Source organism: Qipengyuania xiamenensis, assembly GCF_019711495.1.
Classification (GTDB): domain Bacteria; phylum Pseudomonadota; class Alphaproteobacteria; order Sphingomonadales; family Sphingomonadaceae; genus Qipengyuania; species Qipengyuania xiamenensis.
In genome coordinates this window covers 1,217,753-1,233,487 of record NZ_JAIGNM010000001.1, presented here as the reverse complement: position 1 = coordinate 1,233,487, position 15,735 = coordinate 1,217,753, and the positions used below count along the sequence as shown (strand labels likewise).

Below are 15,735 nucleotides of genomic sequence, written 5' to 3'. Positions count from 1 at the left end.
GCACCCATTATGACCGATTCGAACACCGATATCGCGGTTGTGTCGCTGGCGCAGCCGCTCGAGAACATTGCCGACGAGATCGGCCGCAGCTTCCAGGAATACGGCTTTGCCGTGATCCGCGACCACGGGATCCCGCAGGACCTGATCGACCGCGCGGAAGAGCTGTCTAAGGAATTCTTCGCGCTGCCCGACGATGTGAAGAAGGCCTACCACATTCCCGGTGGCGGCGGCGCTCGCGGTTACACGCCCTTCGGAACCGAAAAGGCCAAGGACGCCAATGTCCATGACCTGAAGGAATTCTGGCACGTCGGGCGCGAACTGCCCGAAGGTCACCCGCTGGCCGAATACATGGCGGACAATGTCTGGCCCGAAGAGGTCGAGGGGTTCCGTTCGACCTTCTCCGGCCTCTATTCCGCTTTCGAGGAAGCCGGTGGCCGCGTGCTCGAGGCGATCGCAATCCACCTCGGCCTGCCGCGCAATTTCTTCGCGTCCACGGTCGAGGACGGCAATTCGGTCATGCGCCTCCTGCGCTATCCGCCGCTCGAAGGCGAAGAAGCCGAAGGCGCTATCCGCGCCGCGGCCCATGGCGACATCAACACGATCACGCTGCTGCTCGGTGCGGAGGAAGCCGGTCTTGAACTGCTGACCAAGCAGGGCGAGTGGAAAGCCGTTGACGTCCCCGAGGGCGCGCTGGTTATCAATGTCGGCGACATGCTCGACAGGCTGACCAACGGCAAGCTGCGTTCGACCACCCACCGGGTGGTAAATCCGCGCGGCGAAGCGGCCTATCGCGCACGCTATTCGATGCCTTTCTTCCTGCACTTCCGGCCCGACTACGTGATCGAGACCCTGCCCTCGTGCATCGACCCGGAAAACCCGGGCGATCACCCCGAGCCGATCTCGAGTCATGAGTACCTGATGCAGCGCCTGCGCGAGATCAATCTCGCCTGAGCCACGCTTTGCCGCAGTCCGTTTCGTAGGGAAACGAATCTTTTCGGCGGCTGTGTGGTTTTTGCAACAGCGGTAAACGTCTGAAATACTTTATTTTTTTGTGAAAAAGTGACTCGCCCTCCACAGGGGTGGGTCCGTTGTCTTGACTCTGTCACAAAAGGATAGCTTTGCCGAAACATCGCCAGCCTAGCCGGGCGGCGCATTTCCAGTGCACGTTTTTCTATCCGATGAGACGAAGGGGTCTTCTCCGATGAAGTTCAAGTATCTCCTGGCTGCCAGCGCGGTCAGCCTCAGCGCAACGGCCGCCATGGTCGCTGCACCTGCTGCCGCTCAGCAGATCACCTCGGGCATCGAAGGCCGCGTGGTCGACGAAGCCGGTGCTCCTGTTCAGGGTGCAACCGTCACCGTAACCGACACCCGTACCGGTCAGTCGAGCGTCCTGACCTCGGGCCCCGACGGCACGTTCCGCGTCGGCTCGCTCGTCCCGGGCGGCCCCTACACCGTTACCGCACAGGCCGATGGCTACGAAGGCCAGTCGGTCGAACAGCAGTTCATCACCGTTTCGGGTAACACCAGCTTCACCTTCGAACTGACGCAGAGCGCAGACGAAAACGTGATCGTCGTCACCGGCGCACGTGCGAACGTCCAGCAGCTCGCAGTCGGCCCGGGCGCCGCATTCGGCGAAGCGACCCTCGAAGCATTCCCGAGCCTTTCGCGCGACGTCCGCGACATCATCCGCCTCGACCCGCGTGTCAGCCTCGAGCGTTCCGACGAAGTCGACCGTATCTCGTGCCTCGGCGGTAACGACCGTTCGAACACCTTCACCGTCGACGGTATCGTCCAGGCCGACGTGTTCGGTCTCAACGGCACCCCGTTCGCAGCGCGTAACTCGCTGCCGCTTCCCTACGACGTGATCCGCGAGACCTCGGTCGAATTCGCGCCGTTCGACGTCGAATACTCCGACTTCACGGGCTGCCTCGTGAACGTCGTGACCAAGTCGGGCCAGAACGAATTCCACGGCTCGGCCTTCTACACCTATTACGACGACAGCATGCTGGCCGACACGATCATCCGTCCGGATGGCGAGGAAGTCCCCCTTTCGTCGGGTAGCGAAGAGCGTTGGGGTGTCACCCTCGGCGGCCCGATCATCAAGGATCGCCTGTTCTTCTACGCAGGTTACGAAGAAACCGATCTCGGCGACGCGAACGACGAAGGCCCGCTGGGCGGCGGCTTCGCCAACCCCGAATTCGGTGTCACCCAGGCACAGTTCGATCGCTTCGCGCAGATCGCACGTGACGTCTACGGCCAGGACATCGGCGGCTATCCGCGCACCCTGGACGAAACCAGCGTCCGTTACTTCGGTCGTATCGATGCCTACATCAACGACGATCACCGTCTCGAAGCGACCTACCAGCGCCTCGAAGAATCGAACATCGAGCCCGACTTCGGCGGCGGTGAAATCACCGGCCTGAACTCGTTCGAAGACGAAGGCACGATCTCGGACTACTACTCGGTCCGCCTCTACTCGGACTGGAGCGACAAGGTTTCGACCGAGCTGCGCCTCAGCCGCGCAGAAGTTGGCGACAAGCAGGGTCCGGTCGGCTTCGGTGAAGCACAGTCGGACAACCCGACCGTGCGTCTCTCGGTCGGCACCATCGTTCCCGATGCAACCGATCCGGGTGAGTTCAACTACGGCGTGCTGAGCACCGGCCCGGGCATCTTCCGTTCGGCCAACCAGCTCGACACGAAGATCGACCAGGCCAAGTTCCAGGTCAACATCGACGCTGGCGACCACCTGTTCAAGATCGGTGCCGAAGCCAACTCGCTCGAAGTCTACAACCTGTTCGCCATCAACGCGACCGGTACGCTCTACTTCGAAAACCTCGACGACTTCGAAAACGGTGTCCTGAGCCAGGGCTTCGAGTTCTTCCCGAACGCATTCGAAATCGCCACCGGCCAGGCATACGGCGCTGACATCAACGCCACGCCGACCGGCGACATCAACGAGGCAGCTGCTACGTTCAACCGCAACATCTATTCGTTCTACGCACAGGATGAATGGCAGGCGACCGACCAGCTGAGCATCACCGCCGGCCTGCGCGTGCAGATCTATGACGGCGATGCACCGCGTGCGAACCAGTCGTTCTACGACCGCTTTGGCTTCACCAATGCCAACTCGTTCGGCAAGCTCGACCCGGTCCTGCTGCCGCGCTTCAGCGCCACCTATGAACTCGACAATGACGGGTTCTTCTCGAACTCGCGCATCACCGGCGGTGTCGGCGTGTTCTCGGGCGGCGACCCGGTCGTGTACTTCTCGAACGCTTTCTCGAACAACGGCTTCTCGACCGCTCTGGGCACCTCGGTGTTCTGTGCATCGACGCCGACCAACGTTCTTGATGCGCAGGGCCAGTTCACCGGCTTCCCGCAGTGCGTGACCGACTCCGGTTCGGCCACCGCCGCTCGCGGTGGTGGTGACGTCCAGTCGACCGATCCCGATTTCGACGTGCCGACCGTGGTGCGTGCGAACCTCGGTTTCTCGACCGACTTCGGCACCGACACCGGCTTCTTCAGCAACTGGCGCCTGAACCTCGACTACATCTACTCGCGGTTCAACGACACGCTGAACTTCGTCGACCTGGTGCAGGCTCCGAACCCGGATGAGGGCAACAACGGCTACACCATCGATGGTCGTCCGATCTACGACGCGCTCGACATCAACAATGCTGGTTGTAACGCCACGCTCGTTGGTACGGGTGGCACGCCGCCGGTATACGACAACCTCACCGGTGACTGCTTCGGTACGCGCCTGGATGACTTCATCCAGCTGACCAACGGACCGAGCTACGAAAGCCACATCGCCTCGGCGCTGCTTTCGAAGCGCTTCGACGGTGGCCTGATCACCGACGGCGGTAGCGTCAACCTCCGCTTCGGCTACGCCTTCACGGACTCGGAGAACAACCGTGACGTCGGTTCGTCGACTGCAACCTCGTCGTTCGACCGTTCGGCTGCTTTCGATCGCCAGAACCCGGCCGTTTCGACCTCGAACTACGAAACGCGTCACAACTTCACGGCTGCCATCAGCTTCCGTGAAGAGTTCTTCGGTGACTACGCGACCCAGCTCGGCCTGTACTTCCGCGCCCGCTCGGGCCGTCCGTACAGCCTCGTGTTCGACGGTGGCAGCGTGTTCAACGACAGCGCTTCGGGCTCGGACAACGCACTGCTCTACGTCCCGTCGGGCATCAACGATCCGAACCTGTCGCCGTTCTCGGACGCAACTGCGGTCCAGGAACTGATCGACTACGTTGCTGCTTCGGGCTGCGAGTACACGCCGGGCGCAAGCATCGAGCGTAACACCTGCCGTAACCCGTGGTCGTACGATCTCGACATGCGCATCAGCCAGGAACTGCCGTTCTTCGGCAAGCTGACCGGCCTCGTCGACGACCGTCTCGAAATCTTCGCCGATTTCGACAACGTCCTGAACATGATCGACGCAGAAGCAAACCGCGTGATCTTCAACTTCGACATCCCGACCTCGTTCGCGGATTACGACGATGAAGGCCGCTACATCATCGACAACTTCAACCCCGATGATGACCAGTCGATCTCGATCTCGGGTTCGGCATGGAAGATCCAGGTCGGCGCTCGCTACGAGTTCTGATCCTTCGTTCAATCGAAACAGGAAAGGGCGGCCCCTAGTGGTCGCCCTTTTCGTTTGTGCCGTGGGCTTTCTAACGCTCAGGCTAGTTCGAGCAATTCCTGGGCAAGCTTGCGGCGCACGCCGGTTTCCACGCTTGCCCGCAGCGCGCGTTCGAGCGCTGCCGCTTTCTCTCCCAGTTCAACCTCGCCGAACATGCCGGCGCTTCCGGCCAGTTTGTGTACGGTCCGGGCGAGGTCCTCGATATGGGCGCCTTGCAGCGCATCATCGCGCAGGGCGGAGCCCACCGCCTGCATCGCCTCGCCTTTCCGCTCGTTCCAGCGCTGTTCCATCGCATTGGAAGGTGTGAGCTGCGTGCGCGGGGCGGAAGCCAAGGCATCCTCATCGACAATGTGCACGGGCATCCAGCGGGCCAGCGCTTGTGCCAGTTCTTCGAATACCAGCGGCTTGGCCAGATGGGCCTGCATTCCGGCTTCGAGGGCGGCGGCGATGTCTTCGGGAAAGGCGTTGGCAGTAAGGGCCACGATCGGAAGACTGTTCGGGTCGACCCCTGCGCGCCGGATGCGACGCGCTGCAGTATAGCCATCGCATTCGGGCATCTGGATATCTATCAGCACCAGGTCGTAAGGTTCGTCACTGTCCCTTGCCGCGATTACGGCCTCGACCGCCTTGTTGCCATCATGGGCGGTTTCGACCCGCTGGCCGAGCTGTTCCAGCATGGCAGTGACCAGCATCCGGTTCACATCGTGATCTTCCGCCAGCAGGATTCGCCCCGAATTTGGAGGCGACGGGAATGGTCATCCTTGACCTCCTGCTCGATTTCGGCCGTTTCGAAGGGCAGGCGCAAGGTGAAGCGCGATCCGACACCGGGAGTGGAATTCGCATCGAGCGATCCGCCGAGCAGTTCGGCCAACTGGCGCGATATGCTGAGGCCGAGCCCGGTGCCGCCATAGCGCCGCGTGGTACTGGCCTCCTCCTGTACGAAGGGATCGAAGATATTCTTCAGCCGCTTCGGCGCGATCCCGATGCCGCTGTCCTCGACAGTCAAGACCAGTTCGCCGGGTTCGTAATCGACCTTCAAGGCTACTTCGCCGCGCTCGGTGAACTTCACCGCGTTACCGAGCAGGTTGAGGACGATCTGTCGCAATCGCAGCGGATCGCTGCGTATGGAGCGCGGCACATCGGGCAGGCAGACCGCGGTGAGACGAATCCCCTTGGCCTCGGCGCTGCTCTTGTGAAGCCGTTCGCAGTCACCGATAAGCTGTGGCAGGTCGAAACTCTCGTGGGCGACGACAAGCTGGCCGGACTCGATTTTCGAGATGTCCAGAATGTCGTTGAGCAACATCATCATCGAGCGACCGGAACGCACGATCAGGTCGGCATAGCGCGCCGCTTCGGGATCGAGTTCCATCCGGCTCAGCAGATCGGCAAAACCCAGCACGCCGTTCATGGGTGTGCGGATCTCGTGACTCATGTTCGCGAGGAACTGGGACTTTGCCCGAGCCGCATTCTACGCATGCGCCGTTGCGCGCTTGAGCTTGCGTTCCAGCTCGATACGATTGGTGACATCGCGCGCGGAGACGATAATTCCCTCGCGCTCGCCGGTCTCCGGATTGAAAGCGACTGCGCAATCGGCCTCGATAAAGACGGGGCTGCCGTCAGCGCCATCGAGATATCGGCGATAGGTGAAGCGCTCCTTGTCCTTCTTGCCTGTCAGCAATGCTTCTTCGACGTCCGAAACCGCAGCCTGCGCATCGGGATGAACGCGCTCGCTGCTCGATCGGCCCAGGAAGCGTGAGGGCGGCAGCCCGAGGACATTGCGAACAGAGGGCGAGGCATAGGTACAGCGCCCGTCGATATCGTATCGCAGGATCGCATCGGTGATGTTGTCCGCCAGCAGTGCCAATTGCTTCTTGCCCGCTGCCAATTCGCCCAGAATCCGGTCACGAGTGGCGAGCACTGCGGCTACCGGCAGGCCGACGATCATGCACGAAGCGAGAAACCCTTCCAGCACCAATATCTGGACGTCGAGTGACGCCGGAACAAGGTTGATCGGCCCCCTGCCAAGCTGGGTCAGGATCAAAGCGATCGATGCGACTTTGATGACCGAAAAAGCGGTGCCAAGCGCGCCCAGCCTGAAGGCATGGGCGACCACGACCGGGGGGATCAAGAATAACAGGGGAAATTCGGTCTGATAGAAAACCGCGAATGTGAGGGTCGTGCCGCCGACCGTCAGCAGCAGCCAATCGGAGATTTCGGGCGGGGTCGGCTTGCGGATGTTGGCTATCGCATCGTGCAGGACCAGCGCGCTGGGTGCGAGTATCAGCATCGAGAGCGCGTCGGACATTGCCCAGCGAAGGATCGGTGCAATGGCCAACCCCGCTGCACCCACGAGGGTCAGCGAGGCGATAGCGGCAGATGCGATAGGCGCTACCAGGCCCGCACAGATCATGAACCGCGCCAGGTCGTGCGTATTCGACATGTCCGGCCGATTGCCGCACCACCGCCTGACGAGGATCACCGCCAACCAGATTTCAGCCGAGTTTGCCAAAGCCAGCGAGGCCGCAGTCACGAGGCTGTCGCCGACAGCCGTATTTGCCAGCACATTTCCGACAAACATGGCTGCGAACAGTGCCGGTTCGTGCGGGGCGGTAGGTCGTAGCAGGAACGCGACGGCAAGCGCGTTCGGCAACCACACGACCGCGATCCGGCCTTCGCCGCGGGTGAGATCGATGCTGAGATAGGCGAGGGCGGCGAAGGCGAGGAATGCGGCTGCGGGATACCCCAGCCGGGCGGCAGTAGACCGGCGCGCATCCAGCCCCCTCGTGTCCGCATGGTCGATAATGACGGCGCCTGAGGCCATGAGCGTTTCTCCTGCCTTTTCGAGCTTGCCGGTCGAAGCGACGGAACGTCCCGGCGGGTTGCGCCGTTTGATCTCCATGGCCGAACCTGCGACCAATTTCAGCGCGACGAAGAAGCGTCTCAATCCGTGGCTTATCGTGCTTATACTGCTGATTCACTTGGGAATCCTCTACGTACTCGCACGTATGCTGGCGCCCACGGCGGTCGCCGATGTCGAACGCACGGTCGTGTCGGCATTCACGGTGACGGTAACGACACCCGAGGAAGAGACCCCGGTTACCGAGCCCGAACCGGACGAGGGTGCGCAAGGTGATCCGGGGCAGGAAGCCGTCCCGCAGCCGGTGACTGCCCCGACTCCCAGGCGTCAGGTCAAGGAAGACCAGCCCGTACCGCGCGCCGCATCGACCGGCAGCGCCACGACTTCGGGTGCGACACAGTCGGGTGAAGGAACCGGTGCCGAAGGAAGCGGCGTGGGCACCGGATCGGGCAGGGGCGGAAGCGGGCAGGGCGGTGTCGCTGCGACCGAGCCCGTGCTCATCCGCTCGATTACCGACAGCAGGGCCTTTCCGATCCCGCCGGGCGGCAGGCAGGCGCGCATCGGTAAGTCGGTCATCGTCAGGCTGGTGGTCTCGCCGGAGGGCAGGGTGACCTCCTGCTCGATCTACCGTGCAAGCCCCTTCCCCGAGACCGATGCGGTGGTCTGCCAGCTGTCCTACGAGCAGATCCGCTTCGAGCCAGCCCGCGATGCGCAGGGCAATCCCGTTTCGGCCCCGTTCTATTACCGGCAGCGTTTCTTCAACTGACAAGCGCGCGACCCGCCTCTATGCAGGAGGCAAGTGACCGGTCGCAGTGAGGAAGTGCAAGTGATCCAGCCCGTCGTCCTGTGCGGAGGCAGCGGTACGCGCCTGTGGCCGCTCAGCCGTGCGGACAGGCCCAAGCCGTTCCTGCCTCTGCTGGATGAGCGGACGCTGTTCCAGCAGACGCTCGACCGCCTGAATGAAGGCGGTCTCTTTGCGGAACCGCTGATTGTTGCCGGCGAAAAGCACGTGCCGCTGGTTGAGCAGCAGGCTGGGGACTATTCCCTGATCGTCGAACCGGCAGCGCGCAACACTGCGCCGGCGATTGCACTTGCCGCAGCAAGGGTCGAGCCCGACACTATCCTGCTGGTGTGTCCGAGCGATCATCATATTGCCGACAGACAGGCATTCCTCGAGGCCGTAGCCAAGGCGCAAGGCCTCGCGAGGGACGGCAAGCTGGTTTGCTTCGGGATCGAACCCGATCGCCCCGAGACAGGCTATGGCTATATCGAGAAGGGCGAGTCTCTTGGCGAAGGGCACAAGGTAGCGCGCTTCGTCGAAAAGCCCGATGAAGCCACCGCGCAGGCCTATCTCGAAAGCGGTAGGTTCGCCTGGAACAGCGGTATGTTCGTTTTCCGTGCAGGCACCTTCATGGACGAGCTGGCCCGGCACCGTCCCGAAATGGCGAAAGCAGCAAGGCAAGCGGTCGAGAACGGCAGTGAGGACGGGGCGCAGTTCCATCCCGAAAGCTCGGCATTCACCCGGATCAATGGCGAGAGCGTGGACTATGCCCTCATGGAAAATACGGCCCACGCTGCCATAGTGTCGGCCGACATCGGCTGGTCCGATATCGGCGACTGGAACTCGCTGATGAATGCCCGGGAGGCAGCCGGACTGGACCTGCTCGCCGACGGTACGCGGACGATCGATGCGGACGGCGTCATGACGGTCGGTATGGATCGACGAATTTCGGTGGTCGGTCTCGACAATGTCATCGTTGTCGTCGATGGCGAGGACGTGCTTGTCCTGTCGCGTGACGCGGCGCAGGCGGTAAAGAATCTGGCGACGGACAAGTCTGAGTGAATTCGAACAGTGCAATTGAGCCGAGGCTGCTGGTCAAGCCGTGGGGTCGCGACGACCTCTCGCCCGCGCTCGTCGGCGATTGCGAGGAAGCTGTCGGCGAGATCTGGTTCCAGCCGGACGCTCCGCTCGACAGCATCCTCACCAAATACCTGTTCACCAGCGCCAAGCTCTCGGTGCAGGTGCACCCGCGGTGCGACCTGAGCCCGACCGGTCGCGGGAAGGACGAATGCTGGCTGATCCTCAATGCTGCTCCCGGCGCGCAGCTGGCGACGGGGTTCCGCCGCGATATCGCCCCAGAGGAAATACGCGAGGCGGCACAGGACGGATCGATCGAGCACCTGCTTGCATGGCGCAACGTTGCCGCGAACGATTTTCTCTACGTGCCTGCCGGAACGGTGCATGCCATGGGGCCGGGGCTGACTCTGGTCGAAGTGCAGCAGAGCACGGATATTACCTATCGCCTCTATGACTACGGGCGCGACCGGCCGTTGCATCTGGAGGATGCGGTGAAGAGCGCGATCGGCGGCGAACACCCTGCGCATCTGCGCCGCACCATCGACCCGTCATGCACGCAAATGCTGGTCGAAGGCCCCTTGTTCAGCGTCGCGGAGATCGCGGGCGGCGAGATTGCGGGCGTACGCGAAAAATTCGAAGGCGCCGTGCAGGTCATCCCGCTCGAGGGGCATTGCTCGATCGGGTCACTGAAAATCGCCTCGGGCAGCTCCGCCCAAGCGAACAACCTGGATCAGGTCGACTTGTCGGATTGCCCGCGCTGCCTCGTCGCCGGACTTCCGATCACTCCTTGAGGATCTTTACGAGGTCGGCTTTGCCATAGGGTTTGACCAGCAGGCCCTGCGCTCCGATTTCATCGAGCCGGTCCTTCATCTCGCCATAGCCGGTCGCCAGCCAGAACGGGATGTTCTGCCGTGCCAGTTCCTCGGCCACCTTCTCGCTGCTTTCCTTGCCGAGATTGTAGTCGAGGATGGCAAGGTCCGGACGATCGCTTTCAAGCGCGCGAAGAGCGCCGGCGACGGTGCTTTCCATGATGACCGTCGAAACGCCCAGCTCCTTCAGGCAATCTTCCGTATCGAGCGCGATGATCATGCTGTCTTCGACGAGCATGACGGTTTCGGGGGCATGCACATGCACATCGGCGCGGTCTGCGGAAGCCGCCTTTTTCTCTTCAACAGGCTTTTTGCTCGGGGCCGGATTGCCCGCAGATTCCCAGGATACAAACCGTTCGGGCACGGTGAAGGTCGCCTCCACCCCTTCGAGTTTGTAATCGATGCTGGTTTCGCCGCCCAGTTCGAAGGGGATCGAGCGATCGATGATGGTCGAGCCGAAGCCCCGGCGCTTGGGCGGCTTGACCGGAGGGCCTCCGCGTTCCTTCCAGCCGATCTGGAGGAATCCATCACCTGTCTGCTTGATCGTGACCTCGAGCGTGCCCGAGCTGTCGCTCAGCGATCCGTATTTGGCAGAGTTGGTGATCATCTCGTGGATGACGAGCGCAAGCACTGTATAGGCCTCGGGCACGATGAGCACTTCCGGACCTTCGATCTCGACACGGTCGAGCTTGCCGGAAATATAGGCCTGCGCTTCGGTCTCGATCAGGCCCCTCAACGGCGCCGACGACCAGTTGCCCTTGGTGATATTGTCATGCGCGGAAGCCAGCGAGGCGATCCGGCCACCGACGATCTCGGAAAATTCCTCGATGGAGGTGGCCTCGCTGCGCGACTGGCTGATCAGTCCGCGAATGAGGTTGAGGATGTTGCGGACGCGGTGGTTGAGTTCCGCGATTAGCAGTTCCTGCTTCGCTTGCGCCTTGGCCCTTTCCTTCACGGCTTCGTCGGTCAGGCGCAGGATAATCTCGAGCAGCGTAACCCGCAGCCCCTCTGCAACCTGCCGTTCGCCCGAGGTCCAGGGCTCGCTGCGTCCCTCGACGGTTTCCTGCCATGCCTCGAAGCTCTTGCGCGGCGTAAGGCGCGCGCCATTGGGGCCATGCTCGACCGGCTTTTCCGGATTGCCTGCCCACATTACGGTCTGGCCCAGTCCCTTGCGCCAAAGCACGAGGTAATCGCGCGGCATGCGTGACACGGGAATGACGAGTGCGCCGGTCGCGCGATCTGCGAACCGTTCCGCCTTCGGGATGCGGCTTGATATCTGGTCGGTTATGAAAACGCTGCTTGTCGCGGCCCCGTTAAGCTGGCCGACGATGGCGCGGAATTCTTCCTCGTTGGGAGCCGATCCGCGCGCGACGTAGATGTCGTCCACGAACACGCTCGCACCATCATGAGGGATCACGTCCTGGATGACCGGATCGAGCGTGGGCAGGCAATCGTGAAGAGGCGTACCGGCCGCGATGTCGCGCATGAGCTGGTTATGCACTTCGCGGCCCCTTTCCCTCAGCCGTTCGCTCTCGCGGAACAGGGTTCGCTCCAGCATGAGCGAGAATGTTTCAGAGAACAGCTCGGCAGTCGTCCGCTGCGAATAGGGCAGGATCTTGGGCGAATAGTGGTGGCAGGCGAACAGGCCCCACAACTCGCCGCCGATCACGATGGAAATCGACAGCGAGGCGCCGACCCCCATGTTCTTGAGATACTCGATGTGGATCGGCGAGACCGCGCGAAGGGTGCTCATCGAAAGATCGAGGTCTTCGCCTTCGAGTGTCTGTCGGGGTGTGATGGGAACGGGATCGCTCTCGACATCGCTGATGATGCGAAACCGGTTGCGCTTGTAGAGCTCACGCGCCTGAGCGGGAATGTCGCTCTTCGGATAGCGCAGCCCGAGGAATCCCTCGAGATCGTGGCGCTTGGCTTCGGCGATCACTTCGCCCGACAGGTCGTCACGGAAGCGATAGACCATGACCCGGTCGATATCGAGCACGGCACGTAACTGGCGCGCTGCATCCGCGACCAAAGCGTCGACGTCCGACAATTTCTCCAACCGGCCCATGACCGGCCGCAGGATCGCCATCTGCCGGTTTATGTCGCCTTCGGCGTGCGGCTCTATCTCGATGATCGTGTATCGACCTGAGCAGTGGAGCGCGCAATCGAAAAGCCTGCCGTCGCCAAGCATGTCGATACCAAACAGGCGCTCGACCTGATCGCCCCGGCCAATGGCGGAGACGGCGCTGCGCAGCCTTTGAAAAGCGGAGGCGGAAAGGATGTCGGACAGCCGGGCGCCTGTCTCGACTTCATCGGAGAGCCCGAGCATCTCTTCGAGGTTGGCAGAGCGCTGGCTGACGAACCAGTCCGCATTGATGCTTATCAAGGCCCCGAAAGGCTGGATCTGGCCGAGGACGTGGATCGGCTCGCGGTCGCAATTCGTCAGATCGACCTTGTTCTCTTCGGCGTTCATGCTGCGGTCTCTAGCTGCCGTGCGGCGAAAGCGCATTCGAACAGGGCGAATGCTGCTTGGGCACCTTGTATTGCGGCTTCGACCGAAGCCCGAGTGTCGGGGGTTTCGAGGACTTCAAGCAGGGTCCTGAAAAAGGCGGGCATGGCGGGATCGGAGAGAAACCGGTCCGCGCCAGACAGTCCGGCCTTGTTACGCTGCGCCAGCATGGCTCGGTTCCCGAGCGAGGAGCCGGCGACAACCCACGCCGCACCAAGTGCCTGCGCTGAGCCGTCCAGGTGGAGAGGCGCAGCGGGCGGAGGCGGCGCGTAGCCGAGCTCTTTAAGATCGGACAAAATCAGCTGCGTCTGCCGCGGGGGTTCGCCGACTTGGCTGGGCGGATTCACAGCGAAAGTCTCTTCCATCGCCGCACGCGCGGCGAACTGCGCGCCAAGAAATAAGGCATAATCGCCTGTCGAGGATAACGGCATTGTAGCGGCAATACGGTCCAGCCGGTCATGGGCTGCACGCGTTGCCATTCTCAAATTCTGTCTCAAGCTGGAACCCCCGTCCCGATAACCAACAGGGATTGCGAGGGAAGGGTGCCCGGCTCACCGCGACCCGGGGAGCCATGCGCATGCCAAACCGACAAACCTGCTTCAGGCAGAAGCGATTGAGATCGCGGAAGGTTCCGGCATGAATATCGAAAAAATTTCCTACCCAAATAGGGCTTATTTCGCTTCGAGAAGCTTCTGACCCTTCTTGCGGATCGCACTGGCCACGATCGGCTCCACGAAGGACAGGGCCGGAGGCAGGTTGACCTCAAAAATCACCTGCGTTTCCTCGATCAGGACCTGCGCACGGGTCACATTGCCCATCGCCTTGATGTCGAGCGCCATGCAGTCCTCGTTCGGCCAGCTGGTCTCGACGTCGGCCATGCCGCCGGGGATGGCGTCGCCGATTTCGTGACTGCGTGCCTGAAGGCGGCGGCGGACCTCTTCCTTGCCGAGGTCATGGGGGAGCGGGACGCGCATCAGTTCTTGTTCTCCAGTTCCGGTGCGGTCGCAGCGCCTTCACCGAACTTGTAATCGAGATAGCGGTGCTTGATCGCCAGATCGTCGAGCGAGCCTTCGGCCAGCTGGCGCGTGATCGAGTCGATTTCGCCGCTGATCTTGCCGAGGCTGTCGGTCAGCTGTTCGTCCGGCGTGGCGCCCGCACGCTGCTCGGTGCGAAGGTGCGCGGGTATCTTGCGATAGCTGTCGATCATCTCGGGCAGCTGTTCGCCCACGAGGCTGCGGACTTCGCGCGCCTTGGGGTGGTTCTGGTCCACGCCTTCGAGCTGGAGGCCCAGCGCATCGAGCTGCACGCCCATGTCGCTGACGATCCTCGCAGCTGGCGGGGGAAGGGCCGGCGCCTGGCTTTCCAGCCAGAGTTCCGTGCGACCGACCATGTCCTTGACGTTGCCCTTGTTCAGGTTCTCGCGCCGGGGCGTCTTGAGCTTGGGGTAATTGCCCAGCACCGCGATGGCGATAACGCTTGCAACCACGAGTGCCATGACGCCCGCAAAGCCGATCCCGTCCAGGATCAGGCCGGCGACACCGGTTGCAACCCAGATCCCGAACAGCGCGATCGCGATATTGCGGATGCGCTTGACCCAGATGTCCTTCTTGATCTTGGCCGAACCGGCGCCGATCGACACTTCGCGCCGGTGGCGTCCACCGGTGCGATTGTCATCGCGCACGATCCGTGCGTTCTCGATGATGCGGTCGCTGTCGCGGGTCAGGTCGCCCATATCAGCCTTCGATGCTCAGCAGGGCCGAATCCTGGACCGACGCCTGCGCCTGCGACTGGCCCTCGGCACGCGCGATATAGCCCTTGGACTTCTCGACCTCGTCCGAAAGCACGGTGACCGTCTGCTTCATGCTGTCGAGTGCACGCAGCTTGAACTGGTCGACCTCGTCCATCGTGTCGTAGATGTTCTGGAATGCACGCTGCAGCGTTTCCAGCGGGATGGTGCTGGCCGCCGCCTGTTCGTGGATCTTGCCGGTCTGGTCGCGCAGCATGGTGGAGGTGCTGTCTATGATGCCGGCGGTCGTGTCGTTGAGGGCAGTGATCTGGCCCAGCACGAGACGCTGGTTGGTCATCGCTTCGGCCACGGTCACAGCGGTACGCAGCGCACCGACGGTGGTGGTGCTGGCGCGGTCGACGCCCTTCACCAGCTCGACATTGTTCTTCTTGACGAGGTCGAGCGCGAGATAGCCCTGCACGCTGACCGCCATCTGCGTGAGGAGGTCCTGGGTGCGCTGGCGAACGTAGAACAGCGCGGTCTCGCGCACTGCCTTGGCCTTGGCAGGGTCGGTCGCGTCGAGTTCGGCGGCCTTCTCTTCCAGCTTGGCATCGAGCGTGTTCGAGATGTGGATCATCTGCTCCAGATTGCCCATCGCTTCCCACAGCTTCTGGCGTTCCACGTCGATCGCGGCATTGTCCATGATCAGCTCGTCCTTGCCGCTGGCGAGGTTGGAGAGGATCGACTGGATGTGCGTCTGCGCGCTCTGGTAGCTGCGGAAGTAGTTCGTCAGCTTGTTGCCAAAGGGAATGATGCCGAGGAACTTGCGCGTGCCTGAAAGCTTGCCGCGTTTGCCCGGGTCGAGGTCTTCCACCACGCGGCGCAGTTCCGAGAGGTTTGCGCCGACGCCTTCGTCCTTGTCCATCGCGCGGACCGGACGGTCGAGGAAGCGGTTCGACATGCCCGCCGCCGCGAGAATTTCCTTGCGGCCCATGTTGGTCAGCTGGTCGACCTTCTTGCCGAATTCGGGCGAGTTGGCGTCCTGCGCGAGCAGGTCCTCGACGAAGCCGTCGACCTTGGTCTCGAGCTTGCTCTTCACTTCTTCCGAAACGGGGACGAGGCCCGCGGCCTTTTCGGGCGCGACGGCCGGTACCGGATCGGGCGGCGTCAGGTCGAATTCGGGCGGTGCCGCAGTCGTCGTCGGGGCAGCCTTGGCAGGTGCGGGCGCGGTTGCGGCCTTGGGCGTTTCGTCACTCATGATATTTCAG

Annotated in this window: 13 protein-coding genes and 1 pseudogene; 5 read left to right on the top strand and 9 right to left on the bottom strand. The window is 62.3% G+C overall.

The features are described 5' to 3' along the window. The first annotated feature begins 9 nt into the window (after nt 1-9). A complete protein-coding gene (locus K3165_RS06260) occupies nt 10-951 on the top strand; it encodes an isopenicillin N synthase family dioxygenase (RefSeq protein ID WP_221547906.1) in 942 nt (313 codons plus the stop codon). 250 nt (nt 952-1,201) lie between these two features. Next, nucleotides 1,202-4,609 (top strand): TonB-dependent receptor, encoded by a 3,408-nt coding sequence (locus K3165_RS06255; protein WP_221547905.1) that lies wholly within the window; start codon nt 1,202-1,204, stop codon nt 4,607-4,609. A gap of 77 nt (nt 4,610-4,686) precedes the next feature. Here the strand turns inward: K3165_RS06255 and K3165_RS06250 are convergent, their stop codons facing one another. From K3165_RS06250 to K3165_RS06240, 4 genes and pseudogenes are all read right to left on the bottom strand, one after another. After that, a complete protein-coding gene (locus K3165_RS06250; protein WP_247714013.1) occupies nt 4,687-5,340 on the bottom strand; it encodes a response regulator in 654 nt (217 codons plus the stop codon). A gap of 5 nt (nt 5,341-5,345) precedes the next feature. After that, nucleotides 5,346-5,918, bottom strand: a complete 573-nt coding sequence (locus K3165_RS14100; RefSeq protein WP_345720729.1) for a sensor histidine kinase — start codon at nt 5,916-5,918, stop codon at nt 5,346-5,348. Then, a pseudogene (locus K3165_RS14095) lies at nt 5,919-6,092 on the bottom strand (histidine kinase dimerization/phospho-acceptor domain-containing protein); the annotation flags it as partial. 24 nt (nt 6,093-6,116) lie between these two features. Next, nucleotides 6,117-7,547 carry an MASE1 domain-containing protein gene (locus K3165_RS06240; protein WP_221547902.1) on the bottom strand — a complete coding sequence of 477 codons (1,431 nt, stop codon included), beginning with the start codon at nt 7,545-7,547 and terminating at the stop codon, nt 6,117-6,119. On the opposite strand from K3165_RS06240, the gene K3165_RS06235 reads away from it, so the two are divergent. From K3165_RS06235 to K3165_RS06225, 3 genes are read left to right on the top strand one after another with little or no spacing between them, the layout of a single operon-like run. Next, nucleotides 7,546-8,271 carry a TonB family protein gene (locus tag K3165_RS06235; protein ID WP_221547901.1) on the top strand — a complete coding sequence of 242 codons (726 nt, stop codon included), beginning with the start codon at nt 7,546-7,548 and terminating at the stop codon, nt 8,269-8,271. The genes K3165_RS06240 and K3165_RS06235 overlap by 2 nt on opposite strands. A gap of 33 nt (nt 8,272-8,304) precedes the next feature. Beyond that, entirely contained in the window at nt 8,305-9,348 is a 1,044-nt protein-coding gene (locus K3165_RS06230; protein WP_345720550.1) for a mannose-1-phosphate guanylyltransferase, read from the top strand. After that, nucleotides 9,345-10,154 carry a class I mannose-6-phosphate isomerase gene (locus K3165_RS06225; protein WP_221547900.1) on the top strand — a complete coding sequence of 270 codons (810 nt, stop codon included), beginning with the start codon at nt 9,345-9,347 and terminating at the stop codon, nt 10,152-10,154. Before K3165_RS06230 ends, K3165_RS06225 begins: the two co-directional genes overlap by 4 nt. Here K3165_RS06225 and K3165_RS06220 read toward each other — a convergent pair. From K3165_RS06220 to K3165_RS06200, 5 genes are all read right to left on the bottom strand, one after another. Then, nucleotides 10,144-12,705, bottom strand: a complete 2,562-nt coding sequence (locus K3165_RS06220) for an HWE histidine kinase domain-containing protein (RefSeq protein WP_221547899.1) — start codon at nt 12,703-12,705, stop codon at nt 10,144-10,146. The two genes, K3165_RS06225 and K3165_RS06220, sit on opposite strands and share 11 nt — an antisense overlap. Further along, a complete protein-coding gene (locus K3165_RS06215; protein ID WP_221547898.1) occupies nt 12,702-13,220 on the bottom strand; it encodes a biliverdin-producing heme oxygenase in 519 nt (172 codons plus the stop codon). The genes K3165_RS06220 and K3165_RS06215 overlap by 4 nt, the downstream gene beginning before the upstream one ends. A 192-nt stretch (nt 13,221-13,412) precedes the next feature. Further along, entirely contained in the window at nt 13,413-13,715 is a 303-nt protein-coding gene (locus K3165_RS06210; protein ID WP_221547897.1) for a polyhydroxyalkanoic acid system family protein, read from the bottom strand. After that, nucleotides 13,715-14,473, bottom strand: a complete 759-nt coding sequence (locus K3165_RS06205) for a hypothetical protein (RefSeq protein WP_221547896.1) — start codon at nt 14,471-14,473, stop codon at nt 13,715-13,717. The genes K3165_RS06210 and K3165_RS06205 overlap by 1 nt, the downstream gene beginning before the upstream one ends. Before the next feature lies 1 nt (nt 14,474). Next, complete coding sequence (locus K3165_RS06200; protein WP_247713897.1) at nt 14,475-15,725, bottom strand: toxic anion resistance protein; 1,251 nt, start codon at nt 15,723-15,725, stop codon at nt 14,475-14,477. Nucleotides 15,726-15,735 lie beyond the last annotated feature (10 nt).